This is a genomic window from Streptomyces sp., from assembly GCF_035644915.1.
Lineage (GTDB): Bacteria > Actinomycetota > Actinomycetes > Streptomycetales > Streptomycetaceae > Streptomyces.
In genome coordinates this window covers 1-25,520 of the sequence record NZ_DASQNP010000202.1, presented here as the reverse complement: position 1 = coordinate 25,520, position 25,520 = coordinate 1, and the positions used below count along the sequence as shown (strand labels likewise).

The following is a 25,520-nucleotide window of genomic DNA, read 5'->3' as shown; positions in this document are numbered from 1 at the left end:
CCCGGCCGGTGGTGCCGGAACCGTCCGGCTGCCGGTCGCGGGTCCCGAGGGCTCCCGTGGAGCGGCGGGAAAACGCGGAACCGTCTCCTCCGGGCCGGTCGGCCCGGAGGAGACGGCTGAGGTGGTGCGGGCCGGGGAGGGTGTCCCCGTGGTGCCGTGCCGCCGGGGCTACGGCACGAGCCTCAGCAGGCGGTTCGGGGAGCCGGTGCCGACGCCGGTCAGCGTGTTGGCGGTGGCCCCGTTCACCAGCGCGCTCGAAACCGCGGACGGTGTGGCGCTGGGGTGGCCGGCAAGGTAGACGGCGGCCGCCCCGGCGACGTGCGGGGTGGCCATCGAGGTGCCGGAGATGGTGTTGGTGGCGGTGTCACTGGTCCGCCAGGCCGCCGTGATGGACGAGCCCGGGGCGAAGAGGTCCAGCGCCGAGCCGTAGTTGGAGTAGCTGGCCCTGGCGTCCGTGCTGGTCGTGGCGCCCACGGTGATCGCGCTGGCCACGCGCGCCGGGGAGGACGAGGAGGCGGTGGTGGAGGAGTTGCCCGCCGCGACCGCGTAGGTCACGCCCGAGGCGATGGAGTTGGCGACCGCGTTGTCCAGCGAGGTGCTGGCACCGCCGCCCAGCGACATGTTGGCGACGGCGGGCTTGGTGGCGTTCTGGGTGACCCAGTTGACGCCCGCGATGACGCCGGCGGTGGTGCCGGAGCCGTTGTTGTCCAGCACGCGCACCGCCACGATCTTCGCCTTCTTCGCCACGCCGTACGTGGTGCCCGCGGCGGTGGAGGCGACGTGCGTGCCGTGGCCGTTGCCGTCCTGCGCGACGTTGTCGCCGTCCACGGCGTCGTAGCCGTTCACGGCCCGGCCGCCGAAGTCGCTGTGGCTGACGCGCACCCCCGTGTCGATGACGTAGATCGTCACGCCGCTGCCCGCGGAGTCGGGGTAGGTGTAGGAGCCGTCGAGCGGGGTGTCGGCCTGGTCGATGCGGTCCAGGCCCCAGGGCGCGTTGGTCTGGGTGGCGTCCAGGTGGACCTTCTGGTCCTGCTCGACGGAGGCGACCGCGGGGTCGGCGGCGAGCCGCTTCGCCTCGGCCTCGGACAGCTCGGCGGCATAGCCGTTGAGCACGGTGCCGAAGGTCTGCTTCACCCGGCCGCCGTACTCGGCTATGAGGTCCTTGCCCGCGCGGGACGCGGCCTTGAGGCCGGAGTCCTTCTTGAGCGTGACGATGTAGCTGTTCTTGACGGCCGTGGGGGATCCGGCGTGCAGAATCCTTCCTTCAACGGGAGCGGCCTGGGCCGGCAGGGCGACGACCGCACCGAGCAGCGCGGTGGCGGCGGCCACCGAGGCGGCGGCGACACGGCTCTTGGAGAAACGCGATCTTGCCATTACGAGGGGCCTCCTCATCGGCTGCGCGCCGGGTGGGGCGCGCGCGGTGGGGGGTACGCGGGATCGCGTACGCGACCGGGAGTCTGCGTTTCGGCTCCCGGCTGTACAGCAGCTTGATCCAGTTACGCGTACAGGACAAGAGAGTTGACCGTTTGTCATGGCGGTGACACAAGCTTGTCATCGAGAGCGTGGTGGATTGTCGCCGTCCGCCCCGGAGAGCACCGTTCGGCCCCTCTCCACCGGCTCGCGCCGGTAACCGCCGCTCCCGCCCGGTGTGGACCACCGGACGCCGCGGCCCGGCCCGTCGGCGGACTCCCCCGGGCGCCCGCGGAGTTCCGCGGTTCCTCCCGCCGATTCCCCGGCGGCCCTGCCGGGGATCAGGCCCCGGGACCGGGTCCGCACGCCACCGACTCCGGTTCACCCAGCGGGAAACCGTTTCTGATGGCCCGTCGGCCGCGCCCGCGAGGCCGCGGGCGTCCCGACCGGTGCGGTCAGGGCGTGTCGCCGCGCCAGTCCCAGCGCCGTGGGTCGCCTCGGCGCGGCTCGTACAGCGCCCGGCCCCCGGCCCCGAAGGCTCCGAGCTCGGTGGCCAGGGCCACGCCCCGGCGCAGTTGCGCGTCCTCCCAATCCGTCACGTCCAGCAGCAGCCCGTCCAGCGGCCCGCCCACCAGTTCCCGGTACGCGCGTCCCGGCCGCGGCCCCGGATCCTCCGGGTCCGCTCCGTAGACCCGTCCCCGCATGATCTCCTCGTCCATGTCCGGCAGCATCCCAGCCGCCACCGACAGCCTCCCCGCGGCCGAACGCCCCCGGGCCGGCGGACGGCACCGGGGACGTCCGCTCCCGAGGTCGTCAGGTGGCGGCCGCCTGACGGGGGCGGCGCCGGGCCGGCCGGCCCGGCGGCCGGAAGTGCCGGTAGGGCGGGTAGGCCCGGAAGCCGATGTCCAGCTCCGGGCCGGGACCGCGCCGGAGCGGCAGGTGGGTGGTGAGCGAGGTGACCAGCACGTCGTGGCCGTGGGCGGCCCCCTCCGCGCGGGGCCCGAAGCCGGCGGCCAGTTGCAGGTGGACGGAGGCCGACGCGAAGACGTCGCGGCTGCCGTACAGCACCACCGTCCGGGCGTGGACGGCCATGCGCAGCCTGTCGTGGGCCTCCAGGCGGTCCCAGTGGTCGTCCCAGCGCCGCTGCCAGGCGTCCGCGTGGGCGGTGGTGCGCCGTTCGTCGGTGCGTACGGTCAGCGGGGTGCCGTGGGTCAGCCGGCGGCGCAGGGCGGGCCAGACCGACGGGCGCAGGCCCGGCCGGTGGTGGACGAGGACGAGGTCGACGGGCACTCCGGGCGGGTACGTCCTGGGCACGCTGCGCCTGAGCGGCGCGTACACGATCGTGTGCCGGGAGAACGCGGCGAAGGAGAACAGGGCCGCCAGGCGGGACAGCCCGTCGTGGTCGCCCACCAGGTAGCCCCATCCTTCCAGGGGGTCGCTGAGCGTGGTGTGCCGCAGCGGGGGGCGGGGCTGGACGATGCGGTACTCGTGCGGGCCCAGGCGCGGGCGGAACTCGCTGAGCCTCAGCCTCATGCCCGCCACTGCCCGGTGGGACGTGCCGGCTGCCGTGCGGACCGGAGGAGGTCTGTCATGGGTCCAGCGTGGTCGTCATGACGGTGTGCGGACAACCGATTTCGGTCCGGGGCGTGCGGCGTGCCCCGGGGCGGACGGGCTTCCGTCCGGCGCCGGCCGGTTCATGGCGGCGACCGCCCGGCCACGGCCCCGCGCCCGTACCGGGTGGGACGGGATCTAGGCCGGACGGAGTTGGGACATCAGGAGTTCGGTTTCGGAGATGACCCAGTACTCGGCGAGACGTCCGTCGGCGACCCTGAGGATGTCGTGCCCGTGGAACGACACCGGGGTGCCCGGAGCGGCGGTGGCGCCGGGCAGCGCGTGGCCGCCTCCCGCGTAGGCACCGCGGGCCGACCAGCGCGCCGCGATCAGATCGCCCTCGCGGACCGGCCCGAGAACCACCTCGAAGTGCAGCCCTTCGAACGGCAGCCGGCCCTGCCGGACGATCTCCGCCAGTGCGGCGGGCCCGCGCACGAGCGCGGGACGACCGGGCCAGTGCCCGGTGAAGTCATCGGTCACCAGACCGGCGGCGACGTCCTCCAGGCTGTCCGGATCGCCGTTCCACAGCTCCTCGAGCCAGCGGCGGTAGAGCGGTTCCATGCCCGCAGCCTAGACGGGGCTCCTGACACGAGGGGCCACCGACGGGCGGCGGACCAGGTGACACGCGCCCGGGCACGGTGGCCGCACCCGTGGAGCCGTGGTGCCGCCCGGCGGGGCCCGGACACCGCCCCCTCCCCCCTCCCGACGCATCGGACCGTCTGCCGTTCTCCTGAGTGCGCCTCAGCCGCCCGCACCGTCCGACGACGGGGCTGACTCGCCGGCGAGTTCCCCGGACGGGACGGCACCGTTCGGCGCTTGACCCCGGCCGCGCCCCGGGTTCCGGCGAGGAACGCGGCGGGAGCAGCGGCCGGCCGATGCGTGCCGGTGACCGGTGGCACGCATCGGCGCGGTGGGGGTGCGGGCCACGCACTCCTGGGCTGCCTCCGCGCCGTGCCCGGATTTCCCGGGCCGGCAACCAACGGCAGCGGTGGAACCGGTTCGCGACGGAAACGAATCAACGCACGGAAGGAGACGGAAACAAAAACCGTATACAGGAGACGGCGGACGGCACCCAGAAGCGACGACTCCCCTGAATACAGAACTCCACCCCTCCGGAATTTCCGGTCGATTTCGGCATGCGCACCGGTCTCCCCGACCGGATGGCCGGAAAGACCGGTGCGCCGCGCCGTCCCCTCAGCGGTACGGGGGTGTCACCGCTCGGAGGAGGGAAGGGTCAGCCCGCGGTGTTGGTGTGCCACACCGCCCTGCCACTGGCGTCGTAGATGACGACGTTGCCGTCGTCCTGGACGGAGAGGGTCTGTCCCTGGCGCCAGGTGTTGGAGTGCCATACCGCGGTGCCGCCGGCGTCGTAGAGCACGAAGTTGCCGTCCTCCTGGAAGACGGCGCAGTTGCCCCGCGACCAGGCGCCGGGAGCCTGCCACACCGGCCTGCCGTCCCGGTAGACCACGAGGTTGCCGTCCTCCTGCAACCGCAGGAGGGTCCGGCCGTTCCCCGACGTCAGCGCCGTGTTCCTGCAGAAGGTGGTCCCGCGGGGGAAGTCGGCGTTGGCCAGGACGCGCATGCCGTCGCGCGTGTCCGACGCCTTGGACTGCTGCGCCGGGCCGGCGGGCGCGGCAGCGGCGGTGGCAGTGGCGGTGACGGCCGTGCCTCCCAGGGCCAGTGCGGTCGCCACCACCACGGTGGCCAACTGATGACGGAATCTGTTCATTGCACAACCTCCCGGAAATCCCGATCACCCCGGAAATCCCGGAGCGACCGAGCATGAATTACCCGGGAACCCTCTCCCCCATCCCCCTTCCCCGGGGGGCGGAAAAGAACCGGACAGCCACCGTTCCCGCGAAAAACGGTTTCTCTTCGCGCCCGGCCGGACGGCGCACCAGGAGAAGGGGAAAAACAATGACGCAAAACAAGTTTTTATTATCAGATTAAATTACCGCAGGATGGTGGGCGGAGACCGACGGCGGCCCGGCCCGGACGAGCAGGCGGCGCCGCGCGCCCTCGGGGGCGGTGCGCGTACGGAGGGCCGGGTTCCAGGGTGCGGACGGATCGCTGCCGGAGCTGTTTACAGAAGTTGCCGGCGATCGCTACCGTCGGCTCCGTCATGTCCGTCCGAGGCCGCTTGCTGGAGTCTTCATGCGTCGAACCGTGCTCGCGGCGGCCCTGGCGTCCTTATTGCTCGCCGGATGCGGTACGGACGGTGAGCCCGCCCCGTCGGCCACCTCCGACACCTCCGCCCCGAGCAGTGCCCAACCGTCCGGATCGGCACCGGCCGGGCCGACACCCGTACCGACCGGGCAGGCCTTCACCTGGCCGGACGGCCTCGAAGCGACGGCGACCGTGCTGGGACGACTGCGTCCGGCGTCCCGGACGGACGTCCGGGACGGCGTGGTGGACAAGGCGCGGCTGGCCACGGCCCGCGGGAAGCTGCTGGGCGAGCGCAGCGAGCCGCTGGGGCTGCGGGTCAAGCTGACCAACAACGGTGACAAGCCCCTGGACCTGGACAAGGTGCAGCTCCAGTGGGTGGGGGTCCGGGTGGGCGGCATGGCCCAGAAGGCGGCCGATGACGGCGGGTTCAAGGGCGAGCTGGCACCCGGCGAGAGCGCGACGGAGCTGAGCGCCTGGGCCGTGCCGGACATCGTGGCCGTCGGCTACCAGGTGCTCGTCTGGCCCGAGGGCGAACGGAAGGGCGTGGCCGGGCAGTTCTCCGGCACCGTACCGGGTGCGTCCGTCCGCCCGCCGGAGGACGGACACCACGGGCACTCCGGCCACTGACCGCTCGCACCGGCCCGCGGCGTCGGGGTCCGCAGCCCCGCCCGGGCGTGCCGACGCCGTCAAACCCTCCCTCCGGCCGCCCGCCGCGGCGAACCCCCCTGGGCTCCTGGGCCGGACAGCCGCGCAGCCCGGCCGCACACCGGCCGGAACAACCCCCTCTTCCGCCACCCGGTCGGGGACGAGGAATCCCGCACCTTCTCCTGGAGGCTTCCGGAGCACCGGCATCCGGCTCAACGGCCACCTGCTGCGGGGCGAGGGAGATCCCTACCGCATCATGGGCGAGGACTTCCAGGACACGTACATGTTCTGGCACACCCGGGAGTCACCCGTCCCCGATCCGGTAGGTGCGTGCGGACAACACCGCACACCCGCAGGGCCCGGTCCGGTTCGGGGGCAATGACTCCTCCTGCGCCGGACCCGAGCTGCACGACCGGATCACCGCCTGCGCGCGCGACGCCCGTCCCGGCCCGCCGCCCGCCATCGGCAGGCCCTACCAGGGCCCGCGACCGGCTCGACAGCGCACGGCCGAGCAGCATGATCGGCACCGCCGGCCCAGGCCCGGACCACCGCCGGACCACCGCCGGGCCGCCGGCCCCGCTGCCGGGGGACACCGGCACTCCCCCGGCTTGAGCGATCCCACCGGCGCGCTCGGGCCGGTGCCCCTCGCGTGGTCGGCGGAGGTCATGCCGCAGCGGCGGCGCGCCGTCCCTGTTCGACGCCGTTGGTGTAGGCGCGGACGCCCATGGCCATGGCGGGCACGTGCTCCTGCATCAGGCGCAGGCGGTGAGGGGCATCGGCGAACCGGGGATCGAGCTGGAACTCGGCGGCCAGGGAGAACCAGGTGACGGGCACCACACCGGCCTGGACCAGGCGCTGGACGGCGGCGTTGTGCGCCTCGGTGGTGAGGGCGGCGGTGGCGTCCACCACCACATGGACGGTGTACCCCTCGCGCAGGGCACCGAGCGCGGTCTGCAGGACGCAGCCGTCGGTGGCGACTCCGGCGATCACCAGGTTCGGCCGGCCGGTGTCGCGGACGGCCCGGGCGAAGCGCTCGTCGAGGAAGGAGTTGAACTCGCTGGCGCGCTCGATGACCGGATGGTCGCCGATGGTCTCCAGCAGTTCGGGGTACAGGGGGCCGGATGGCTTGGTGGACAGGCCGTTGGTGACCACCAGGCCGCTGCCGTACCACAGGGCGGTCTTGGCCAGGCCGACGACGTTGTTGACGTGTTCGGACAGGTCGTGGGAGCGCAGGAGGTTGGCGAAGCCGACGGCGTGGTCGACCAGGACCACGGTGGTGTTCGCCGGGGACAGGGGCTCGGGTGCCATGGGAGGGGTCCTTTCTCGTCCGTTCTCGTCTGCGCGGCCGGTGCCGCGGCGGTCGCCGGGGAAAGCCGGATTCCGCGTCCGTCGCCGCCGCGCCGTCGGCACGGCGGTTGCTGCCCGGCAGGGGAGGAACGGCGGACGGGAGCCGGCGAGTCTTAGTGACCGCTTGGTCATTAAAGACGTTACACCCGTCGCAGGCTAATGACCAGATGTACATTTGCAGCGTGGAGGAGACGCCGCAGACACAGAGCACAGCGAACGTCCGGGACGACGCACCGACACGGAAGCGCAGGCGGGCACCGGAGGCCCACCGCGCCGCGATCCTGGAGGCGGCCCGGGCCGCGTTCGCCGAACGTGGCTTCGCCAAGGCGACCATCCGGGACGTCGCACGCCGGGCCGGGGTCACCCACGGCCTGGTCATGCGGCACTTCACCTCCAAGGAACGGCTGTTCCTCGCGGCCCTCCCCGGGCCGCGGGACCTGGTGGCCGAGGTCGCCGGCGACCCGGCGACGCTGCCGGAGCGCATCGCGCGGACGTACGTCGACCGGATGGCGCGCGGTGAAGGGTGCGACCCGTTCGTGGCCCTCGTGCGCAGCGTGGCCTCGGACGAGGAGGCCGCCAAACGTCTGTTCACCGCGATGCGGGAGCAGAGCCTGGAGGTGTACCGGGGCGTGATGCCGGGGCCGGACTGGGAAAGGCGTGTCGAATCGGTGGGCGCCTACCTCATCGGCGTGACGTTCTCCCGGTACGTACTGGGAAGCGGCCCCCTGGCGGAGATGCCGGAGGAGGAGCTGGTCCGCCATCTCGCCTCGGACCTGCGGGGCATCGTCTTTCCTCCGGCGGAAGCGGACTGAAGAGGCGCCCCGGCGGACGGCCGCGCGCCGCACCGGTGGTCGTCGCGCCCCCGGCACCGTGACCCCGGCCACGGCCCGGGCAGGGTCCCGTACGGGCTCCTCGTGACATCCGTCATAGCGGATACCTGTACTAGGCGTGCGGGATAGTAGATGACACCCGGGCGGCATAAGAGATTTGTCCGTATCGGTGCGGACATACCGCGCGTACGGTTCGGCGGTCCGTTACCTGCCCGGCGCGTTCGCCCGTCCATGGCGGCACAGGGCGGTTCGTGACGGGGCGACACACCGTCCCGGAGGGCTCCGGAGCCCGCTCCAGCACGCCCGTGCGCCCTTCGCAAGGGGCGCCGGGTCCTACGAGCGGGCCTAGTAACGGCGCTCGTTGCCTCGCTCGCCGAGCGGTCCACACAATGACGACCCGCATGGCATTCCCGCAGCTCAGAGACGGGATTCGGGCGGAGTCAGCCGCATCTGGGCGCTCCGCGACTCACCGATCGAGGTCAGGCATGAGGAAACATCGCAGGACGAGGCGCTACCGGAAGATATCCGTCACGGCCATCGCCGCAACCGCCGTGGTGGTGCCCACCGCGGCCATCGCGTGCGTGGACGGGCCGGCGGTCGCCGACGGCCGGTCGCCGCAGCCCGTGCGGACCCAGCAGCCCGCCGGGAGCGCGTCGCAGACGCCCGGCACCTCCCCGAGCACCTCCGGCTCCGCCGCCCCGGCGACCGGTGCCGCGGCCCGCGTCGTGGAACTCGTCAACAGCGAGCGCAGCAAGGCCGGATGCGCGCCGCTGAAGGTGAACGAGAAGCTGACCAAGGCCGCCCAGGCCCACAGCGAGGACATGGCCAGGCACAGGAACATGTCCCACACCGGCTCCGACGGGTCCAACCCCGGCGACCGGATCAAGCGGGCCGGCTACGAGTGGAGGGCCTACGGCGAGAACGTCGCCTACGGCTACCGGACCCCCGAGAGCGTGATGAAGGGCTGGATGTCCAGCCCCGGCCACAAGCGCAACATCCTCGACTGCACGTTCAAGGAGATCGGCGTCGGCCTGGCCCAGCCCGGCTACTACTGGACGCAGGACTTCGGCACCGCCCGCTAGGCACGGAACGGCGGTTCACGGGGCCCGGACCGGGAAGCGGTCCGGGCCCCGCCGTTCTCCTCGCCCGCCCGCCCCCTCACTCCCCGTCGTGGGCGCAGGAGTCGGGAGGGACGGGAACCAGGCGGTGGGCGTCGCCGTGCGGCCGCACGCGTCCGGCCGTGGGCGGGGGGAAGTGGGTGCCCAGGAGCAGGGTGCCGGTGCCGGCGAGGGAGGCGAGCAGCCGCCGGCGGGTGGCTTCCGCCCGCGCGGGGTGGATGTCGACGCAGCTCCCGATGCCGGGGTGCGGCAGTTGGACGGGGTGGTGGATGCAGTCGCCGGTGATCAGTGCCGTCTCCGTGCGGCTGCGCAGTTCCACCGACACGTGCCCGGGAGTGTGGCCGGGTGTGGGCAGCAGGCGCAGGCCCGGGGCGATGCCGACCGCCTCGTCCCGGACGTCGACGAGATCGAGGAGCCCCGCCTCGCGGATCGGGTGCACGGAGTCGCGGAACATCTGCCGTCGCGCCCCGTCCATGTCGTGTCCCGCCCAGAAGTCCCACTCGGTGCGGGAGGCCAGGTAGCGCGCGTTGGGGAAGGTCGGCACCCAGGCACCGCTGTCGGCACGGGTGTTCCAGCCGACGTGGTCGGTGTGGAGGTGGGTGAGGACCACCAGGTCCACCGATTCCGGGGGGAAGCCGGCGCGGTCGAGCCGGTGCAGGTAGTCGGTGTCGAGGTCGTGCCAGGCGGGGTTCGCCCGCGGTTTGCCGTTGCCGATCCCCGTGTCCACCAGGACGCGCATGCCGCCCGCGACGAGGGCGAAGCTGTGGCTGGCCAGGCGGAGGACGCCCCGGCCGTCCGCGAAGTCGGGGACCAGCCAGGCCTCCCGTCCCACGACCTCGCCGGTGGCCGCGGGCAGCAGCCACGGCCCGGTCTCCGGCGGGAGGACGGTCTCGTCGATGCGGTGGACGGTGATGTCGCCCACGCCCCAGGCGGGGATCCCGGACGTGCGGCGGCCGGAGGGCGCTGCGTGGCGCATCGTGTTCTCCTTGCGGACTGCTCGCGGGTGGCGGGGCGCGGCGGACCGGTGCGCCCGCGGAGGCGCCGCGTACGAACCCCCGACGAGCTCTCCTTAAAACAATTTTTTTGCGCTAAGGAACCGTAGGGTCTATCGCCCGCTAACGCAAACTGTTAGCTTTTGTGTGCGGCGCCGGGGACGTGGAAGGTTCCGGTGCCGCGCACCCCACCGGAAGGACGCACATGACCGCCGCTGATCTCACCCCTGGGGAAGCCGCCCGCTGGGCGCTGCGGGCCGGGCTCCCGCTGGAGAGCGAACGCCACGCCGAGGTGGCCGCCACCGCCCGTCACATCCACCGTGTCATCGGCGTCCTGCGGGAGCTGGACTTCGGGGACACGCCACCGGCGGCCGTCTACACCGCGGAACGGGAGCGGACCGATGCGGCCGTATGAACTGACCCTCGCCTCCGCCTCCGCCGCGGTGCGCTCCCGGCGGCTCTCGCCCGTGGAACTGGCCGACTCGGTGCTCGGCCGGATCGAGCAGGTGGAACCGCGGCTGCGGGCCTACTCCGTGGTGACCGCGGACCGCGCGCGCCAGGCGGCGCGCCGGGCCGAGCACGAGGCCGCGGCCGGCCGCTTCCGCGGCCCGCTGCACGGCGCGCCCATGGGCCTGAAGGACCTGATCGACGTCGCCGGCGTGCCCACCGCGGCGGGTTCGCGGCTCCGGGCGGACCACCTGGCGGACGCCGACAGCACCGTCGCCTCCCGTCTGGCGGACGCCGGCACGGCCCTGCTGGGCAAGACCCACACCCACGAGTTCGCCTACGGCCTGATCACGCCGCAGACGAGCAACGCCTGGGACCAGGACCGCATCGCCGGCGGTTCGAGCGGCGGCTCGGCCGTGGCCGTGGCCGCCGGTGCCGCGATGTTCGCCCTGGGAACCGACACCGGCGGATCGATCCGCGTCCCGGCCGCCCTCAACGGCGTCGTCGGGCTCAAGCCGACCTACGGCCTGGTCTCCCGGCACGGCGTGACCTCGCTGTCCTGGTCCCTGGACCACGTCGGCCCCATCACCCGCACCGTGGAGGACGCGGCACTGGTGCTGTCCGCCCTGGTGGGGCCCGACCCGCACGACCCGGCCTGCCTGCGGGTCTCCCCCACCGGCCACCAGGCCCCCGCCGGCCCGGATCTGGACGGGCTGCGGGTCGGCGTCCCGCGCAACTACTACTTCGAGCGCGTCGACCCCGAGGTCGAGGCGGCCGTGCGGCGCGCCGTCGAGCACCTCCGGGACCTGGGGGCGGAGCCGGTCGAGGTCGAGATCCCGATGACCCGCTACGTCCAGGCGGTCCAGTGGGGCCTGATGGTGCCCGAGGCGACCTCCTACCACGAGCGGACGCTGCGCTCGGCGGCCGACCTGTACGCACCGGACGTCCGCGTGCTCCTGGAGGCCGGCGAGCTGGTCCTCGCCGGCGACTACCTGCGCGCCCAGCGCGCGCGGACGCTCATGCGCGAGGCCTGGCTGCGCCTGTTCGACCGGGTGGACGTGATCGCGGCCCCCACCGTTCCGACGACGGCCGTCAGGGCCGGCCAGTCCGTCGTCACCTGGGCGGACGGTGTCACGGAGAGCGTCTCCGACTGCTACGTGCGCCTGTCCGCGCCGGCCAACATCACCGGAGTGCCGGCGCTGACCCTGCCCGTGGGCCGTGACCGGGCGGGGATGCCGATCGGCATGCAGCTCATGGGGCGGCCGCTGGGCGAGGCCACCGTGCTGCGCGTCGGCCGCGCCTACGAGCGGACCGCCGCCGCGACCGGCGGCCTGGCGCCCGTGGTCGACTGAACGGGCCGTGCGGCGTCCGGCCCGGGCGGGACGCCGCATCCGTCAGCGCCGCTCCTCCCAGATGACGGCGAGCTGTTCCGCGAGTGCCTCGGCGCATCCCCGCAGCATTCTCTCGCCCTTGGCCGCGGAGGCCGCACGGGCGTCGCCGGCGGTGCCCGACCCGGTGACGTCCTCGAAGGGGACGAAGCGCTGGACGGGGCGGGTGTCCTCGGACTGCAGCTCCGTGGCCGGACCGGCGGCCCGGTCCAGCAGTTCCTCGCGGACCAGGTGCGGAAAGGCCGCCATGGCCATGGAGGTCTCCCCCTCGCAGGCGTGCATGAGGTGCTGCTGCGTCTCCAGGGCCTCCCGGATCGCCTTCCGCCCGACCGTGAAGTAGCTGGTGACGGCTATGGGCGCGGACAGTTCGGCCGTCAGCTCGCCGACCAGGGCGTTCAGGGCGGTGACGTTGCCGCCGTGCCCGTTGACCAGGAGGATCCGGCGGAATCCGGCGCGCAGCACGGAGCGGCACACGTCCCTCAGCAGCGCGTGGAAGGTCGGCAGCGACAGGGTCATGGTGCCGCCGAAGGACATGTGGTGCTCGGCCAGGCCGCACCAGACGGACGGGGCCACGACGACGGGGACGCGGCCGGCCGCGGCACTCGCCGCCCTGCGGCACACCTCCGCGGCCAGGAAGTCGTCGACGCCGGTCGGCAGGTGCGCCCCGTGCTGTTCGGTGGATCCGACGGGCAGCAGCACGACGGCGTCCCGAGCGGCCAGGGCGCGCAGCTCCGGAGCGGTCAGGTGGCTCCAGCGGGTCTCGGTCACGGGCAGGCGCCTTTCACGGACGGGAGGTCGGGACGGCAGCGCTCCCACACCTCACTAAAGCTAACTCTTAGCTTTAGTGAGCTTAAGAGGGCCGTCCTCTAGAAGCAAGAACTTTGCTTTAAGGTGAGATCATGAGTCCCAGACCGATGGTGCGTCCCGGCGGTCGCAGCGCCCGCGTCCAGGCGGCGGTCCACTCCGCCGTGCGCGAGCTGGAGGCGGAGGTGGGCCGCTCGGCGCTGACCGTTCCCCTGGTCGCCGCCCGCGCCGGCGTCACCCCGTCGACGATCTACCGCCGCTGGGGCGACCTGCACGAGCTGCTGTCGGACGTCGCCGTGGAGCGCCTGCGCCCGGATGCGCCGCCGGAGGACCACGGAAGCCTGGCGGCGGACCTGCGGAACTGGGCCGAGCAGTTCCTGGAGGAGATGGCCTCCCCGCCGGGCCGGGCCTACATCCGCGACGCGCTGCTCGGGGACCCCGACGGCGGCAACGCCGGCCAGTGCTCGGCGTACGCGGCGGACCAGATCGGCACCATCCTCGCCCGGGCGGCGGAGCGCGGCGAGCGGGCCCCGGACGTCGAGACGGTCATCGACCGCGTCGTGGCGCCGATGATGTACCGCATCCTCTTCCGCCCGGACTCCCTCACCGCCGCGTACGCGCACCGGCTCGTGCGGGAGGTGCTGGACGGCCGCGCGGCACCCCGCTGACCGGGCGCCGCGGGCCCGGCGACCGGGGCCGGCGGATCACCGGCCGCCGGGGCGGTGGACGTGGAGGTCGCCGTAGGACGACAGGACGGCGGCCGGATCGCCGGCGCCGTTCCGCAGCGTGGCGTCCAGGAAGGCGAGGCAGGCGGCGGAGGTGACGCGCGGACCCTCGGTGCGACCTGGGGACCCGACGAGCGCGGGCACGGGCGGCAGGTAGAGCGGAGCGTCGGTGAAGGTCAGGTGCGCCGCGCCGGGAAGGGTGAGCCGGTAGCTCGGGGCGGTGCTGAGGTCGAGGACCTGCGCGAGGCGGGGCGGGTAGTCCGGGTCGGTCTCCGGGCCGATGTCCTGGGTGAGCGCGAGCACCGGCTGGTGGAAGGGGCGCGGGGCGAAGCCGTGCGGAAACCCGTCCAGGTTGATGACGGCGTCGAACCGGCGGTCCTGGCGTGCCGCCCGCAAGGCGGCGCCTCCGCCCAGGGAGTGGCCGGCCACCGCGACCCGGCCGGTGTCGAGGCGTCCGGCCACGGGCCCCGCGATCTCGCCCCGGTCCAGGCGGCCCAGCTCGGTGAGGACGAAGCCGAGGTCGGCGGCCCGGACCGCCGTCCAGCCGGCCGCCAGCTCCTCGTCCCTGTCCGGGTCGCCCGTGGCGGCGACCCCGGTGCGGACCGTCCGGCCGTCGGCGAGGACGACGGCGGCGGAGTCGTGGGGGTGGTCGAGGGCGGCGACGACGTAGCCGTGGCTGGCCAGTTCCTCCGCCCAGGCGGTGTTCTGGGTGCGCACTCCCCCCAGCCCGGGGGAGAACAGCACCACGGGGAACCGTCCGCCTCCCCCGGCCACCGGGGCGCCGGGCACCGAGTGCGTGCGGGCGCGCGGGAGGCCGTCGAGCAGGAAGCCGGGCACGCCGGCATGGTCCGCGAGGGCGTCGGAGACGGTGCGTGCCTCGTCCCGCGTGCGTCCGAGGTACCGGGCCCGCTGGGCGCCTGCCGGGCTCTTCCGCGCGGGGTACCAGAGCTGGACCACGACCGTGCGCCGGTCGCCGGCCTCGGGCGTGGCGGCCTCGGGACGGTCCGGGTCGGTCCACTCCAGCACGGCGGTGCCGATGGGGAAACGGCCCGACGGCTCGGGGAACACCGGCACGGGAAGGGCCCAGGACGCCACCGGACCGGCGGCGATCAGGGGAGGCACACCACCGATCCGGGCAGCGCGAGCCACCACCGGGCCCGGCGTGGCGGCCGGTCGGCACGCCGCCGCAGCACGGGAGGGACGGCGAACGGGAGGACGACCGCCGCGCCCGCGAGCACGGGCACCATCTGCCAGCGCGGCCCGACCGCGCCCAGCACCGCCCCGGAGAGCACGACGACCGCCGCCGCGGCGAGCGCGACGGGCCGGCGGGCGCCGGGGGGAAACCAGCGGGACAGCAGCAGCGCGACGGCGCCCAGCAGCACGACGACTTCCAGGGGGGACATCCGCAGTCCCGTGATCACCTCGGTCACACCGCCATGCTCGGCGCGGACGCGCGCCGCCGCATCGGCCCCGGGTCGGGAGCACGGTACGACCCGGGTCGTACCGTGCTCCGCCCGCCCTCCTCCCGCCCGCGTACTCCCCGGCGCGCCGGGCCCGTGGTTCTCACCGTCTCCCCCGCCCGCTGTGAGGGCCCGTGCCGTGGTGGCGTGCGGGTCACCGCGGGTCGGCCCGCCGGAAGAGGAGCGGCAGCAGGGCCAGGGCGGCCAGGGCGAGCGCGAGGTTGCCGGCCAGGGTGAGGGCGAACGCGTCCGAGTACGCCGCCGGGGAGGCTTCGTGGCCGAGCGCGGCGGAGAAGACCAGTCCGAGGACGGCGACGCCCAGCGACATCCCGATCTGCCCGGCGGTCTCCAGGACGCCGCCCGCCGCTCCGGCGTCCTCGGCGGGGACGCCGGCCAGCGCCGTCCCGAACAGCGGGCCGACGCCCAGGCCCTGGCCGAAGCCGATGACGGACAGGGCGGGCAGCAGGGTCCATCCGGTCGGCTCCGGCCCGGCGGCCCAGACCGTGCCGATCAGGGCGAGGGTGCCGGCCGCGTTGGCCGCGTAGCCGAGTGTGAGGACGTGGCGGCCGAGCCGGGCCCCGAGGCGCGGGCCCAGCAGGGAGGCGGCGGAGAAGGCCACGGCCAGGGGGACGAACGCCAGCCCCGCGGCCAGCGGCGAGTGGCCCATCCCGTTCTGGAGTTGGAGGGTGAGGACGAAGAACAGGCCCGCGTTGCCGGCGAAGAAGGCCAGCGCGATGGCGTTCCCGGCCGAGAAGGTCCGCAGGCGGAACAGCCCGGGATCGACCAGCGGGCTGCCGCCGCGCGCGGCCGTGCGCCGCTCCCACGCCACGAACGCCGCGAGCACGGGCACCGAGGCGGTCAGCGAGATCCAGCACCAGGCCGGCCACCCGGCGTGCTGCCCTTCCACCAGGGGGACCGAGAGCAGCAGCAGCGCCCCGCTGAGCAGCCCCACCCCGGTCAGGTCGAGCCCGTCGGCGGCCGTCTGACGCCCGGTCACACGGTCGGCGGGCAGCAGCCGGAGGGCGCCGGCGAGGGTGAGCAGCCCGATCGGCACGTTCACCAGGAACACGTTCCGCCAGCCGAGCCCGAACAGGTCGAGGTGGATCAGCAGACCGCCCAGCACCTGTCCGGCGATCGAGGCGAGCCCGATCGTGACGCCGAACACCGCGAGCGCCTTGGCACGCGCCCGGCCGGTGAACGCGGTCTGCAGGACGGCCAGCACCTGCGGGTAGAACAGTGCCGCCCCCGCCGCCTGGACGACGCGGAACGCGATGAGCGCCTCCGGGCCGGGAGCCAGTCCGACCGCCAGGGAGGCGAGCGTGAAGACCCCGGTGCCGGCGAGGAACAGCCGCCGTGTCCCGAACAGGTCGCCCAGTCGGCCGCCGGTCACCAGCAGCAGCCCGTACACCAGGACGTAGCCGCTGACCGCCAGTTCCACCTGGGAGAAGCTCGCGTTCAACTCGGCGCGGACGGAGGGCACCGCCACGTTGACGATGAACGAATCCATGATCGCCATGAAGGTGCCGGCCATCACCACCAGCAGCGTCCACCGGCTCCGGCCGGACACGTGCTCCGCGCCCGCTGCCGCCGCCCGGGGCCGCGCCGCCGCGGGGGCCGGCGCGTCGGTCATCGCAGTCACGCAGGTCAACTCCTTGATCGCTCGGTTGGGACACCTCCACGATCGACCGGCGCGGACCCGCGAACAACGACGGAGTGGACAACGGTCGATAATCCCCGGTTATGGATGGAGAGGTGGTGCCGGAGCGGCACGAGTTGGAGGCGTTCCTGGTGCTGGCCGAGGAACTGCACTTCGGCCGGACCGCGGAGCGGCTGCGGCTGTCGCAGGCCCGCGTCAGCCAGACGATCAGGAAACTGGAACGCAGGGTCGGCGCGCCGCTGTTCGAGCGCACCAGCCGCCGCGTCGCGCTCACCCCGCTGGGCGCGCGGCTCCGCGACGACCTCGCGCCGCTCCACCGCGGCCTGGGCGAGGCGATGGCCCGGGCGATCGCGGCGGCCCGCGGCGTGGACGGCGTGCTGCGCGTGGGGTTCCTCGGCACGGGAGCGGGCGAACTCGCTCCGATGATCATGAACTCCTTCCGGGCCCGGCACCCGGCCTGCGAGATCCGGATGCGCGAGACCCACTTCGCCGACCCGCTCGGGCCGCTGCGCGCGGGCGAGGTGGACGTGCTGATCACCCGGCTGCCGGTGCGGGAGCCGGACCTGACCGTCGGTCCCGTGGTGCTGTCCGAGCCGCGCGTCCTGGCCGTGCCCGCGCACCATCCCTTCGCCCGTCGCGCCCGCGTCTCGCTCGAAGACCTGGCCCGCGACACCGTGTTCGGCGTCGCCGGGCCCGCGCCCGACTACTGGTGGGACTTCCACGTGCCCCGCTTCACGCCCGGCGGCACGCCCATCCCGCGCGGGCAGGACGTGGCCACCTTCCAGGAGCTGCTGGCGCTGATCGCGGCCGGTCAGGGCGTGTCGCCGGTGGCCGCCTCCGTGGAGCGCTACTACGCCCGCCCCGACATCGCCTTCGTCCCGATCGACGACGCCCCCCGCACCGAGGTGGCGGTGGTCTGGCGCACCGCGGGCGCCACCGCCCGCATCCGCGCCTTCGTCCAGGCCGCCCGCGACGCCGTCCGGGCCAACGGCGGCCCCGCCCGGTTCTGACGCCCCGGCAGCTTCCGGGAGCCGGTCGTGTCCGTGGCGGCGGATACGGCGGTGGGCCCGGCCCGTGACACCGACGGGCCGGGCCCACGGCGGGGTGTGCGGTCCGGGGAACGCGCCGGAGGATCCGGTCAGCCGGCCAGGTGCAGCCGGGCGTCGGCCCAGTCGCCGTGGTCGAAGTCGATCCCGTCGCCGCCGTCGGTGACCCGCAGGGTCAGCCGTTGCACTCCGGTGAGGTCCGCCTGGAGCCGGTGCGGGGCGTCGTGGTTGCCCAGGACCGGGCTGCGGGCCAGCACCGCGCCGTCGCCGACCACTTCGAACACCACCGAGCCGGTGCCGGTGACCTCGTCGTCGATGCCCACCTCGGCGGTGAACCGGTCGTACCTCCCGCCCAGGTCCACGGTGACCTCCGAGTGCGCGTGGACGCCCAGGCCCTTGTCGTAGGCCGTGCCGCGCAGGGTGAGCGGGCCGCCGTCGCCGCTTCCGCTCTCCCCGTTGGAGTGGTCGCGCTCCACCGGGCCCCAGCCGTTGTCGGCGGAGACGAACGGCAGGTCGCTGACGAAGTCCACCCCCGGCGGGGAGACGAACACCCGCACGGTGCGCTCGGTGCGCAGCGCGGGCGGGTCACCGCTGTCGCCGGGGGCCCGGTACTCGGCCGCCACCACGATGTCGTGGTGGCCGGGGCGTACCTCCGCGGGGGCGGTGACGGTCCACTGCCCGGTCAGCTCCTCCCCGGTGCCCAGGCTGTCGGCCGACGGCTGCTCACCGCGGACGGCCCATCCCCCGGGCGCGGTGACGGTGAGGCGGGCGTCCCGGACCGGCCCGAACTCCTCCACGGTGAAGGTGCCGGAGACCTCCACCGCCGTGCCGGGTTCCGCCCCGGCCCTGTCGGGACGGGCGGTCAGGGTGGTCAGCGGAAGCCGGTCGACGGGCCGGTCGCAGGTCCGGTCCTCCCCGGCCCGGGGGTGGCGGCAGGCGATCGCGGCGAAGCCTCCGTCGGTGGCCGTGGGGACCTGGAGGGTGTCGTGGCGGCTGAGCATCTTCGACTCCCTGACCAGGCCGTCGGCGCCGTCGCGGACGACCTCGACCAGCCAGGTGCCGCTGCCGAGGAAGTCCAGCGGGATCCGTTCGGTGCGGGCGGCGCCGGCGTGCACGCCGCCGAGGAACCAGCGGTCGCCGCTGCGGCGGGCGAAGGTGACGTCCTGCCCGGGGGTGCCGGCCAGCAGACGGGTGGTGTCCCACACGGTCGGCACCTGCTCCAGGAAGCGCTCCAGGTGCGGCCGTTGCCGGTAGGCGCCGATGGAGCCCGCGTAGTGCTGGAGTCCGGACTCGTAGACCACCGACAGGGCGAGTTCGGCGGCGTCGGAGATGGTGCGCCGGCCGAACTGGAAGCCCATCGGGGTGTAGTCCATGGAGCCCACCGCGTTGCGGGTGTAGGGGAGCGTGGTGATGTCCCGGGCGCTGACGTCGCCCTGCTCGGCGCCGTAGACGGCCTCCATGGTCATCACGTGCGGCCAGGTGCGCTGGATGCCGTGCGGGATGGTGGAACCGTGGAAGTTCACCAGCAGCTTCCGCCGCGCGGTCTCGGCGAGGACGTCGTCGTACCAGCGGTAGCGTTCCTGCGCGTCGGAGTCCATGAAGTCGATCTTCAGCCCGGCGGCGCCCCACCTGACGACCCGGTCCAGCACGGTGGTGCGCTCCTCGGCGGTGTCCAGGTCGCTCCAGTGCATCCACAGCAGGATCTTCACGCCGCGCCGCTGGGCGTACTCGATCAGCTCCGGCATCCAGTCGGTGGTCTTCCAGCCGTCGTCGACCAGGGTGTACTCCCAGCCGTGGGCGGCGCTGTAGTCCACGAACTCCTGCTGGGTGCTCAGGCTGCGCTGCGCGCCGTGGAAACCGGCGAGCCAGGACCACGCGACGGTGCCCGGCCGGATCCAGGAGGTGTCCGCGATGCGGGAGTCGGGGGCCAGGTCGTCGGGCAGGGTGGACTGGGCGACCTGGGCGGGGCTGCCGATGATCGCGGTGCGCCAGGGGGTGGCCAGCGGCCCGGTGGAGGTGACGGCCTCGTCGGCGAGTTCCACCGTGTACCGGGGATCGCCGCCGGTGTGCGTCAGGCGGCTGCCGGAGTAGCGGCCGTCCACGTCGGACTCGGTCAGCAGCACATGGGTGTCGCCGGTGCGGAACAGCGCCGGGTAGGACCACTGGCCGGTGGGCGCCTGGGCCGCCGTGGTGGTCTCGTGCGGGCGTTCGTAGTTGGGGGTGTAGCGGCGCAGCCAGGCGTCGGCGTCCGCGGGCGGCTGGAACGCGGACGCCTCCCGGCGCACCTCCACGGTGCCCTGTTCGGGGACGACGTAGCGGTAGGCGACACCGTCGTCGGAGACCCGTACCACCACATCGAGACGGTGGCCGCCCTCACCGGCGAAGGACAGCCGGGACTCGGTCATCACCGCGTGGCGGTCGCGCTCCTTGCCGACGGTGGAGGTGTAGCGCTCGGTCACGGTGCGGGTGTCGCCGTCGACGGGCCGCAGCCCGGAGGACAGGTCGGCCGCGGCGGTGACCAGGCCGATCGGGGCGGGCTCGAGGACGGTGGCGCCGCCCCGGCGCACCGACAGCCGCAGGGTGCCGTCGTCGCTCTCGTAGTCCACCCGGGCGGTCAGCCGCTCCTGGGCCGGGCCCGGGGAGCGGGTGATCTGCCAGGTGCGGTCCTGCGCCGCGGCGGCGCTCGCCTGCGGGGCGAGGAGCCCGGCGCCCAGAGCGGCGCTCAGCGCGGCGGCCAGCGCCCCCAGGGGCCTGCGGCGTAACGCGGTTCTCCACCACGGTGGCGAGGTGTCCATGCAGTGAGCCTCCGCTCGTCCCGCTGTCCGAAGGTCGGAAGTCCGGTGGATCTCGAAGGTCCGGCCGCGGTACGGCGAGGCCCTGGCCCTGACGTCGCGGCCGGGATCACTTCCGCCGCTCCGCGCCCTGGAACCCCTGTGGTCCGTGTTCCCGTGCGCGGGGGTCGGTGGTTCGGCCGGTCGCCCGGCGGCCGGTACGGTCGGAAGCCGCCGGTACTGTACATACCGTGACTACCGTTCAACCGGGTGTCCTGTAAAGGGTGTTGACGGGGATTTCTGATCGCACCGGCCCAAGATGTCCGTTCGTTTGCGTTTCCTATTGACAGTTTCTGTTTGAACTGGCGCAATGGCGAAGCTCCGCCTGTCCCCGAAGCTGATCAGCATGGAGGGCACGTGCGTATCAGGAGAACCTTCGCCTCGGTCCTGGCCGCGGCGCTCGCCACCGCCGGGCTGATGCTCGGCCCGGGACCGGCCGCCACGGCCGCACCGGCGGAGGGCGAGCACGTCGTGCACGGTCTGAAGGGCGAGTACTACACCCATTCCGCGCCCGGCGTCTTCGACTTCCACGAACTGAAGGCGACCGGCTTCGACCCCGGAATCGACTTCGACGACCTCGAACCCCGGCTGGCCGCGGCCACCGGGCGCTCCGACAGCGTCAGCGTCCGGTGGACCGGCCGGATCACCGCCGAGCAGTCGGGCCCGCACACCTTCTCGATGATCGGCGACAACGGCTTCCGGCTGTGGGTCGACGGCCGGCTGCTCATCGACCACTGGGTGGACGACTGGGACACCGAACAGACCGCCCCGCCGATCGAGTTGGAGGCGGGCCGCGCCTACGACATCACGGTGGAGTACTTCGAGAACTGGGGCGGCTCCAACCTCCACCTGTCCTGGACCCCGCCGGACGGGGCGAAGACGCCCGTACCCCAGTCGGCGTACCGGCTGCCCGAGGACTTCGACTACGACGGCCCCGTGGCCTCCTCCGTCCTCGCCGACGGCCGCACCCTGCTGATGGACTTCCTCCAGCCGCTGACCGCCGTCCCCGCGGACCTCGGCGACCACCTCTCCGCCCGCATCGGCGGAGCCGACTGGCCGCTCGGCCGGGCCCGCCTGGACAGCGCCGACCCCTCACGGCTGCTGCTCGCCCTGGACGAGCCCGTGGTCGGCCAGGGCGGCGAGGCCCTGGTCCGCTACGACGGCAAGGGCGGCCTGGCCCACGCCGGGGGCGAGGTGGACCCGTTCTGGACCGGCGGGCCCAACAACTCCACGTACCAGCTCAGCACCCGCTGGGCCGACGAAGTGGGCCCCGGCAACGCCCTCCCCGAGTACCCCCGCCCCCAACTGACCCGGGAGCGCTGGCGCAACCTCAACGGCACCTGGCAGTTCGCCGCGGCCGGAGAGGGCGAGGCCCCGCCCGTCGGCAGGAACCTCGCCGAGCGCATCCTGGTGCCGTACCCGGTGGAGTCCAAGCTGTCCGGGGTCGAGCGCCACGAGGACCGCATGTGGTACCGGCGCACCTTCTCCGTGCCGCCCGACTGGAGGATCGGCGACGGACAGCGGCTGCTGCTCAACTTCGACGCGGTCGACTGGCACGCCCAGGTGTGGGTCAACGGGCGGAAGGTCGCCGACCACCGCGGCGGCTACGACCGGTTCACCGCCGACGTCACCGACGCGCTGAAGCCCGGCCGCGCCCAGGAGCTGATCGTCGGCGTCTACGACCCGACCGACGCCCGCGACGGCGAGAACCCGCCGGCCGGCAAGCAGCGCCTGGACCCCAGCGGCATCTGGTACACCCCCTCCTCCGGAATCTGGCAGACCGTCTGGATGGAACCCGTGGCCGCCGACCACATCGGCGGTCTCGAACTCACCCCCGACGTGGCGGGCGAGAAGCTGGCCGTCGAGGTCAAGGGCGCCCGCGCCGGACTGCCCGTCACCGCCACCGCGTACAGCGGCGACCGCCAGGTCGGCAAGGCCACCGGACGCACCGGGACCGCCCTGGACGTCCCCGTGCCCGACCCCCGCCTGTGGACCCCCGACGACCCGCACCTGTACCGGCTCGAGGTGACCCTCGGCCGGGGCCGCACCGCCGACCGGGTGGGCAGCTACTTCGGCATGCGCAGCATCGCCGTGGAGAACGTCGCCGGCAAGCAGCGCACCGTGCTCAACGGCAAGCCGGTCTTCTCCATGGCCACCCTGGACCAGGGCTTCTGGCCCGAGGGGCTGCACACCGCGCCCACCGACGAGGCGCTCGCCTACGACCTGAAGATGCACAAGCGGATGGGCTTCAACGCCGTCCGCAAGCACATCAAGGTCGAACCGGACCGCTGGTTCTACTGGGCCGACCGTCTCGGCCTGCTGGTCTGGCAGGACATGCCGTCCATGCCGCACACCCCGGACGAGAAGGCCCAGGCCCAGTACGAGCACGAGATGAAGGAGATGATCGAGCAGCACTACAACAGCCCCGCGGTGATCATCTGGGTCACCTTCAACGAGGGCTGGGGCCAGTACGGCGGGGGCAAGGTGCCCGCCCTGGCCAAGAGCCTGGACCCGACCCGCCTGGTCAACGGCGCCAGCGGCTGGCACGACACCGGCAACGGCGACATCGCCGACATCCACGCCTACCCGGGCCCCGGCGACCCCCGGCCCGACGGCAAGCGCGCCGGAGTCACCGGCGAGTACGGCGGTCTCGGGCTCGCCGTTCCCGGGCACGCCTGGCCGGTGCAGCACACCTACGTGGGCGTGGCCAAGGAGAAGTACACCGACGAGTACCTCGCCCTGCTGGACAAGGTGGAGAGACTGGTCGCCTGCAACGGCAGCAGCGGTGCCGTCTACACCCAGATCACCGACCTGGAGGGCGAGCTCAACGGCCTCCTCACCTACGACCGGGAAGTGATCAAGGCTGACGTGCAGCGGCTCAGGAGCGCTCACGAAGCACTGATCCGCGCGGCGGCCGATCCCGGCTCGCTGACGTGCCCGACCTCCTGACGGCCGGAGCACACCGGGCCGGCCCGCCCCCGATCCGTTCGGGGGCGGGCCGTTTTCGTCGTCTCTCTGGCGGTCTTGTGTGGGTGGTGGGTTCAGGTGCGGTGGAAGAGGGTGGTCAGGACGTGGTGGAGGGTGGTGGTGGGGACGGGGTGGGGGGAGCGCCAGGCGACGAAGCCGTCGGGGCGGATGAGGACGGCGCCGTCGGGGGTGATGCCGTGGGCGGCGGCCCAGTCGGGGCCGGTCTCGCCGGTGCCGGTGGGGGTCCAGTCGGCGTCGTCGGTGGTGCCCAGCCGGTAGCAGGTCAGCGGGATGCCCAGGCGGGTGGCCAGGTCGGTGGCGGCGGGGTGCCAGCCGGTGGGGCGGCCGGCGCCGGTGAGCAGGACCGGGGTGCGTTCGTACAGGTCCAGGGTGGAGATGCGGTGGGTGGGGCGGGTGGGGGGGTGCAGCCACAGGTGGGGGGCGCGGCTGCCGGGGGCGCCGGTGAGGTCGGCGGTGGCCGGGAGGATGGGGGTGGCCGGGTCGGTGTCCAGGACGGCGCCGCGGGGGTAGCGGTAGGCCAGGGCGACCGGGAGCAGGGCGGCCAGCGGCCCCCCGCCGGGGCCGGCGGGTTTCCCGGGGCCGGCGGGGCCGGTGCTGGGGTGGTTTTCGGGGGTGTAGCCGGGGTGGTGGTGTTCGGCCGAGCGGGTCGAGGCGCGGGTGGCGGTGGCCTGGGCGACCGGGCGGCGTTCGGCGTCGTAGCTGTCCAGCAACTCCTCGCCGGCCCAGCCGGATAGCACCGCGGCGAGTTTCCAGGCCAGGTTGTGGGCGTCTTGGATGCCGGTGTTGGCGCCGAAGGCGCCGGTGGGGGACATCTCATGGGCGGCGTCGCCGGCCAGGAAGACCGGGCCGGCGCGGTAGGTCAGGGCGACGCGTTCGGCGGCGTGCCAGGGGGCGGTGCCGGTGATCTCCAGGTCCAGGTCGGGGGTGCCCAGGGCGCGGCGGATGTGGTCGGCGCAGCGGGCGGGGGTGAAGTCTTCTGGGGTCTGGCCGCGGTCGGGGTGGTAGGGGGCGTGGAAGACCCAGTGCTGGTGGTTGTCGACCGGGAGCAGGGCGCCGTCGGCGTCGGGGCCGGTGAGGTAGCACATCATGAACCGGCGGCCGGCCAGCAGGTCGGTCAGGTGGGGGGCGCGGAAGGTGATGCTGATGTTGTGGAACAGCGGGCCCGGGCCGCTGTGGCCGATGCCCAGCTGGTGGCGGATCGGGCTGCGGGGGCCGTCGGCGGCGATGAGGTAGCGGGCGCGGACGGTGGTGTGGTGGCCGGTGTGGTGGTCTTTGACGGTGGCGGTGATGCCGTCGGGGTCGGGGTGGAAGGTGAGCAGTTCGGTGGCGAAGCGCAGGTCGCCGCCGTGGGTGCGGGCGTGGTGGGCCAGGACCGGTTCCAGGTCGTTTTGGCTGCACAGGCACCAGGTGGTGGGGCTGAGGTGGGCGTCGGTGGTGTCGGTGGCGGTGGGCGGGACCAGCCAGCGGCCGGCGGGGCTGGTCAGGGCGGGGGTCTGCCAGATGCCGTGGTTGTCGGCGAGGGTGGCGGCGGCCTGGTGGATGGCCGGTTCCAGGCCGGCGGTGCGGAAGATTTCCATGGTGCGGATGTTGTTGCCGCGGCCGCGGGGGTGGGTGGAGGTGGTGGGGCGGCGTTCGACCAGCAGGTGGGGGATGCCGTGGCGGCCCAGGAACAGGGAGGTGGACAGGCCTACCAGGGAGCCGCCGGCGATGAGGACCGGGACGGTCAGGTCGGGGTGGGGCATCACGGGTCTCCAGTGTGTAGGGGGCGTCCGGCGCGTCCGGGGGCCGGGGTGGTGATCCATGCCCCGGCGGTGGGGCGGGGTGTCCCCGGCCCACCCGAACGCCCGGCCGGACCACGCGGCAGGGGCACCCACAAACGACACCCCCAACCACCGTGACGGAGACGGCGGGACCCGACCGGTCTCCGCGCGGTGTGGTGCGGGTGCGGTGGTGGGGGTGGGTCACTCGGTTGGTGCGCTGGATTTGCGGGCCGGTGGGGGCCGGTTGACGATCAAGACCGCGGCGGGCCGGTGCCTCCCCGAGGGGGCGGCCGGG

Annotated in this window: 21 protein-coding genes; 8 read left to right on the top strand and 13 right to left on the bottom strand. The window is 73.7% G+C overall.

Annotated features, from left to right (window positions below):
- Positions 1-168: 168 nt before the first annotated feature.
- From VE546_RS22065 to VE546_RS22045, 5 genes are all read right to left on the bottom strand, one after another.
- A complete protein-coding gene (locus tag VE546_RS22065; protein WP_324925040.1) occupies positions 169-1,374 on the bottom strand; it encodes a S8 family peptidase in 1,206 nt (401 codons plus the stop codon).
- Positions 1,375-1,865: 491 nt separating this feature from the next.
- Positions 1,866-2,129, bottom strand: a complete 264-nt coding sequence (locus VE546_RS22060) for a hypothetical protein (RefSeq protein WP_324925047.1) — start codon at positions 2,127-2,129, stop codon at positions 1,866-1,868.
- A 94-nt stretch (positions 2,130-2,223) separates the two neighbouring features.
- Positions 2,224-2,943 (bottom strand): hypothetical protein, encoded by a 720-nt coding sequence (locus tag VE546_RS22055; RefSeq protein ID WP_324925038.1) that lies wholly within the window; start codon positions 2,941-2,943, stop codon positions 2,224-2,226.
- A 216-nt stretch (positions 2,944-3,159) separates the two neighbouring features.
- Positions 3,160-3,582 carry an ester cyclase gene (locus VE546_RS22050; protein WP_324925036.1) on the bottom strand — a complete coding sequence of 141 codons (423 nt, stop codon included), beginning with the start codon at positions 3,580-3,582 and terminating at the stop codon, positions 3,160-3,162.
- A gap of 673 nt (positions 3,583-4,255) precedes the next feature.
- On the bottom strand, positions 4,256-4,750 hold the full coding sequence (locus tag VE546_RS22045; protein WP_324925035.1) for a hypothetical protein: 495 nt from the start codon (positions 4,748-4,750) through the stop codon (positions 4,256-4,258).
- A 425-nt stretch (positions 4,751-5,175) separates the two neighbouring features.
- On the opposite strand from VE546_RS22045, the gene VE546_RS22040 reads away from it, so the two are divergent.
- Positions 5,176-5,814 carry a hypothetical protein gene (locus tag VE546_RS22040; RefSeq protein ID WP_324925033.1) on the top strand — a complete coding sequence of 213 codons (639 nt, stop codon included), beginning with the start codon at positions 5,176-5,178 and terminating at the stop codon, positions 5,812-5,814.
- Positions 5,815-6,495: 681 nt separating this feature from the next.
- Here the strand turns inward: VE546_RS22040 and VE546_RS22035 are convergent.
- Entirely contained in the window at positions 6,496-7,140 is a 645-nt protein-coding gene (locus VE546_RS22035; protein WP_324925031.1) for an isochorismatase family protein, read from the bottom strand.
- A gap of 221 nt (positions 7,141-7,361) precedes the next feature.
- Here VE546_RS22035 and VE546_RS22030 point away from each other — a divergent pair, with 221 nt between their 5' ends.
- Positions 7,362-7,991, top strand: coding sequence for a TetR family transcriptional regulator (locus VE546_RS22030; RefSeq protein WP_324925029.1), 630 nt, complete (start codon positions 7,362-7,364; stop codon positions 7,989-7,991).
- A 503-nt stretch (positions 7,992-8,494) separates the two neighbouring features.
- Positions 8,495-9,091 carry a CAP domain-containing protein gene (locus VE546_RS22025; protein ID WP_324925027.1) on the top strand — a complete coding sequence of 199 codons (597 nt, stop codon included), beginning with the start codon at positions 8,495-8,497 and terminating at the stop codon, positions 9,089-9,091.
- Positions 9,092-9,167: 76 nt separating this feature from the next.
- On the opposite strand, the gene VE546_RS22020 is transcribed toward VE546_RS22025, so the two are convergent.
- Positions 9,168-10,103 (bottom strand): MBL fold metallo-hydrolase, encoded by a 936-nt coding sequence (locus tag VE546_RS22020; protein WP_324925025.1) that lies wholly within the window; start codon positions 10,101-10,103, stop codon positions 9,168-9,170.
- 221 nt (positions 10,104-10,324) lie between these two features.
- Here VE546_RS22020 and VE546_RS22015 point away from each other — a divergent pair, with 221 nt between their 5' ends.
- Entirely contained in the window at positions 10,325-10,534 is a 210-nt protein-coding gene (locus VE546_RS22015) for a hypothetical protein (protein WP_324925023.1), read from the top strand.
- On the top strand, positions 10,521-11,918 hold the full coding sequence (locus VE546_RS22010; RefSeq protein ID WP_324925021.1) for an amidase: 1,398 nt from the start codon (positions 10,521-10,523) through the stop codon (positions 11,916-11,918). Before VE546_RS22015 ends, VE546_RS22010 begins: the two co-directional genes overlap by 14 nt.
- A gap of 42 nt (positions 11,919-11,960) precedes the next feature.
- Here the strand turns inward: VE546_RS22010 and VE546_RS22005 are convergent, their stop codons facing one another.
- A complete protein-coding gene (locus tag VE546_RS22005; RefSeq protein ID WP_324925018.1) occupies positions 11,961-12,722 on the bottom strand; it encodes a creatininase family protein in 762 nt (253 codons plus the stop codon).
- Between the two features lie 131 nt (positions 12,723-12,853).
- Here VE546_RS22005 and VE546_RS22000 point away from each other — a divergent pair, with 131 nt between their 5' ends.
- Positions 12,854-13,426 (top strand): TetR/AcrR family transcriptional regulator, encoded by a 573-nt coding sequence (locus VE546_RS22000; protein WP_324925016.1) that lies wholly within the window; start codon positions 12,854-12,856, stop codon positions 13,424-13,426.
- 36 nt (positions 13,427-13,462) lie between these two features.
- Here VE546_RS22000 and VE546_RS21995 read toward each other — a convergent pair whose 3' ends face one another.
- The 3 genes from VE546_RS21995 to VE546_RS21990 form a co-directional block, all read right to left on the bottom strand.
- Positions 13,463-14,605, bottom strand: coding sequence for an alpha/beta hydrolase family protein (locus tag VE546_RS21995; RefSeq protein ID WP_414720546.1), 1,143 nt, complete (start codon positions 14,603-14,605; stop codon positions 13,463-13,465).
- Positions 14,593-14,913 carry a hypothetical protein gene (locus tag VE546_RS28025; protein WP_414720545.1) on the bottom strand — a complete coding sequence of 107 codons (321 nt, stop codon included), beginning with the start codon at positions 14,911-14,913 and terminating at the stop codon, positions 14,593-14,595. The genes VE546_RS21995 and VE546_RS28025 overlap by 13 nt, the downstream gene beginning before the upstream one ends.
- Positions 14,914-15,097: 184 nt before the next feature.
- On the bottom strand, positions 15,098-16,573 hold the full coding sequence (locus VE546_RS21990) for an MFS transporter (RefSeq protein WP_324925045.1): 1,476 nt from the start codon (positions 16,571-16,573) through the stop codon (positions 15,098-15,100).
- Positions 16,574-16,683: 110 nt separating this feature from the next.
- On the opposite strand from VE546_RS21990, the gene VE546_RS21985 reads away from it, so the two are divergent.
- Positions 16,684-17,610, top strand: coding sequence for a LysR family transcriptional regulator (locus VE546_RS21985; RefSeq protein ID WP_324925014.1), 927 nt, complete (start codon positions 16,684-16,686; stop codon positions 17,608-17,610).
- Between the two features lie 128 nt (positions 17,611-17,738).
- On the opposite strand, the gene VE546_RS21980 is transcribed toward VE546_RS21985, so the two are convergent.
- Positions 17,739-20,441 carry a glycoside hydrolase family 97 catalytic domain-containing protein gene (locus tag VE546_RS21980; protein WP_324925012.1) on the bottom strand — a complete coding sequence of 901 codons (2,703 nt, stop codon included), beginning with the start codon at positions 20,439-20,441 and terminating at the stop codon, positions 17,739-17,741.
- A 453-nt stretch (positions 20,442-20,894) separates the two neighbouring features.
- Here VE546_RS21980 and VE546_RS21975 point away from each other — a divergent pair, with 453 nt between their 5' ends.
- Positions 20,895-23,426, top strand: a complete 2,532-nt coding sequence (locus VE546_RS21975) for a PA14 domain-containing protein (RefSeq protein WP_324925043.1) — start codon at positions 20,895-20,897, stop codon at positions 23,424-23,426.
- A 92-nt stretch (positions 23,427-23,518) separates the two neighbouring features.
- Here VE546_RS21975 and VE546_RS21970 read toward each other — a convergent pair whose 3' ends face one another.
- The gene (locus VE546_RS21970; RefSeq protein WP_324925010.1) at positions 23,519-25,207 is read right to left on the bottom strand and encodes an FAD-dependent monooxygenase; all 1,689 of its coding nucleotides are present in this window, start codon (positions 25,205-25,207) and stop codon (positions 23,519-23,521) included.
- Between the last annotated feature and the right edge of the window lie 313 nt (positions 25,208-25,520).

Excerpts from the sequence above, each read along its gene's own strand:
- VE546_RS22045 (WP_324925035.1), bottom strand. The coding sequence starts at position 4,750 with ATGAACAGATTCCGTCATCAGTTGGCCACCGTGGTGGTGGCGACCGCA.
- VE546_RS21970 (WP_324925010.1), bottom strand. The coding sequence starts at position 25,207 with ATGCCCCACCCCGACCTGACCGTCCCGGTCCTCATCGCCGGCGGCTCC.
- VE546_RS22015 (WP_324925023.1), top strand. The coding sequence starts at position 10,325 with ATGACCGCCGCTGATCTCACCCCTGGGGAAGCCGCCCGCTGGGCGCTG.
- VE546_RS22010 (WP_324925021.1), top strand. The coding sequence starts at position 10,521 with ATGCGGCCGTATGAACTGACCCTCGCCTCCGCCTCCGCCGCGGTGCGC.
- VE546_RS22035 (WP_324925031.1), bottom strand. The coding sequence starts at position 7,140 with ATGGCACCCGAGCCCCTGTCCCCGGCGAACACCACCGTGGTCCTGGTC.
- VE546_RS22050 (WP_324925036.1), bottom strand. The coding sequence starts at position 3,582 with ATGGAACCGCTCTACCGCCGCTGGCTCGAGGAGCTGTGGAACGGCGAT.
- VE546_RS21980 (WP_324925012.1), bottom strand. The coding sequence starts at position 20,441 with ATGGACACCTCGCCACCGTGGTGGAGAACCGCGTTACGCCGCAGGCCC.
- VE546_RS22040 (WP_324925033.1), top strand. The coding sequence starts at position 5,176 with ATGCGTCGAACCGTGCTCGCGGCGGCCCTGGCGTCCTTATTGCTCGCC.
- VE546_RS21985 (WP_324925014.1), top strand. The coding sequence starts at position 16,684 with ATGGATGGAGAGGTGGTGCCGGAGCGGCACGAGTTGGAGGCGTTCCTG.
- VE546_RS22065 (WP_324925040.1), bottom strand. The coding sequence starts at position 1,374 with ATGGCAAGATCGCGTTTCTCCAAGAGCCGTGTCGCCGCCGCCTCGGTG.
- VE546_RS22025 (WP_324925027.1), top strand. The coding sequence starts at position 8,495 with ATGAGGAAACATCGCAGGACGAGGCGCTACCGGAAGATATCCGTCACG.
- VE546_RS22000 (WP_324925016.1), top strand. The coding sequence starts at position 12,854 with ATGAGTCCCAGACCGATGGTGCGTCCCGGCGGTCGCAGCGCCCGCGTC.
- VE546_RS21990 (WP_324925045.1), bottom strand. The coding sequence starts at position 16,573 with ATGACCGACGCGCCGGCCCCCGCGGCGGCGCGGCCCCGGGCGGCGGCA.
- VE546_RS22020 (WP_324925025.1), bottom strand. The coding sequence starts at position 10,103 with ATGCGCCACGCAGCGCCCTCCGGCCGCCGCACGTCCGGGATCCCCGCC.
- VE546_RS22060 (WP_324925047.1), bottom strand. The coding sequence starts at position 2,129 with ATGGACGAGGAGATCATGCGGGGACGGGTCTACGGAGCGGACCCGGAG.
- VE546_RS22055 (WP_324925038.1), bottom strand. The coding sequence starts at position 2,943 with ATGAGGCTGAGGCTCAGCGAGTTCCGCCCGCGCCTGGGCCCGCACGAG.
- VE546_RS21975 (WP_324925043.1), top strand. The coding sequence starts at position 20,895 with ATGCTCGGCCCGGGACCGGCCGCCACGGCCGCACCGGCGGAGGGCGAG.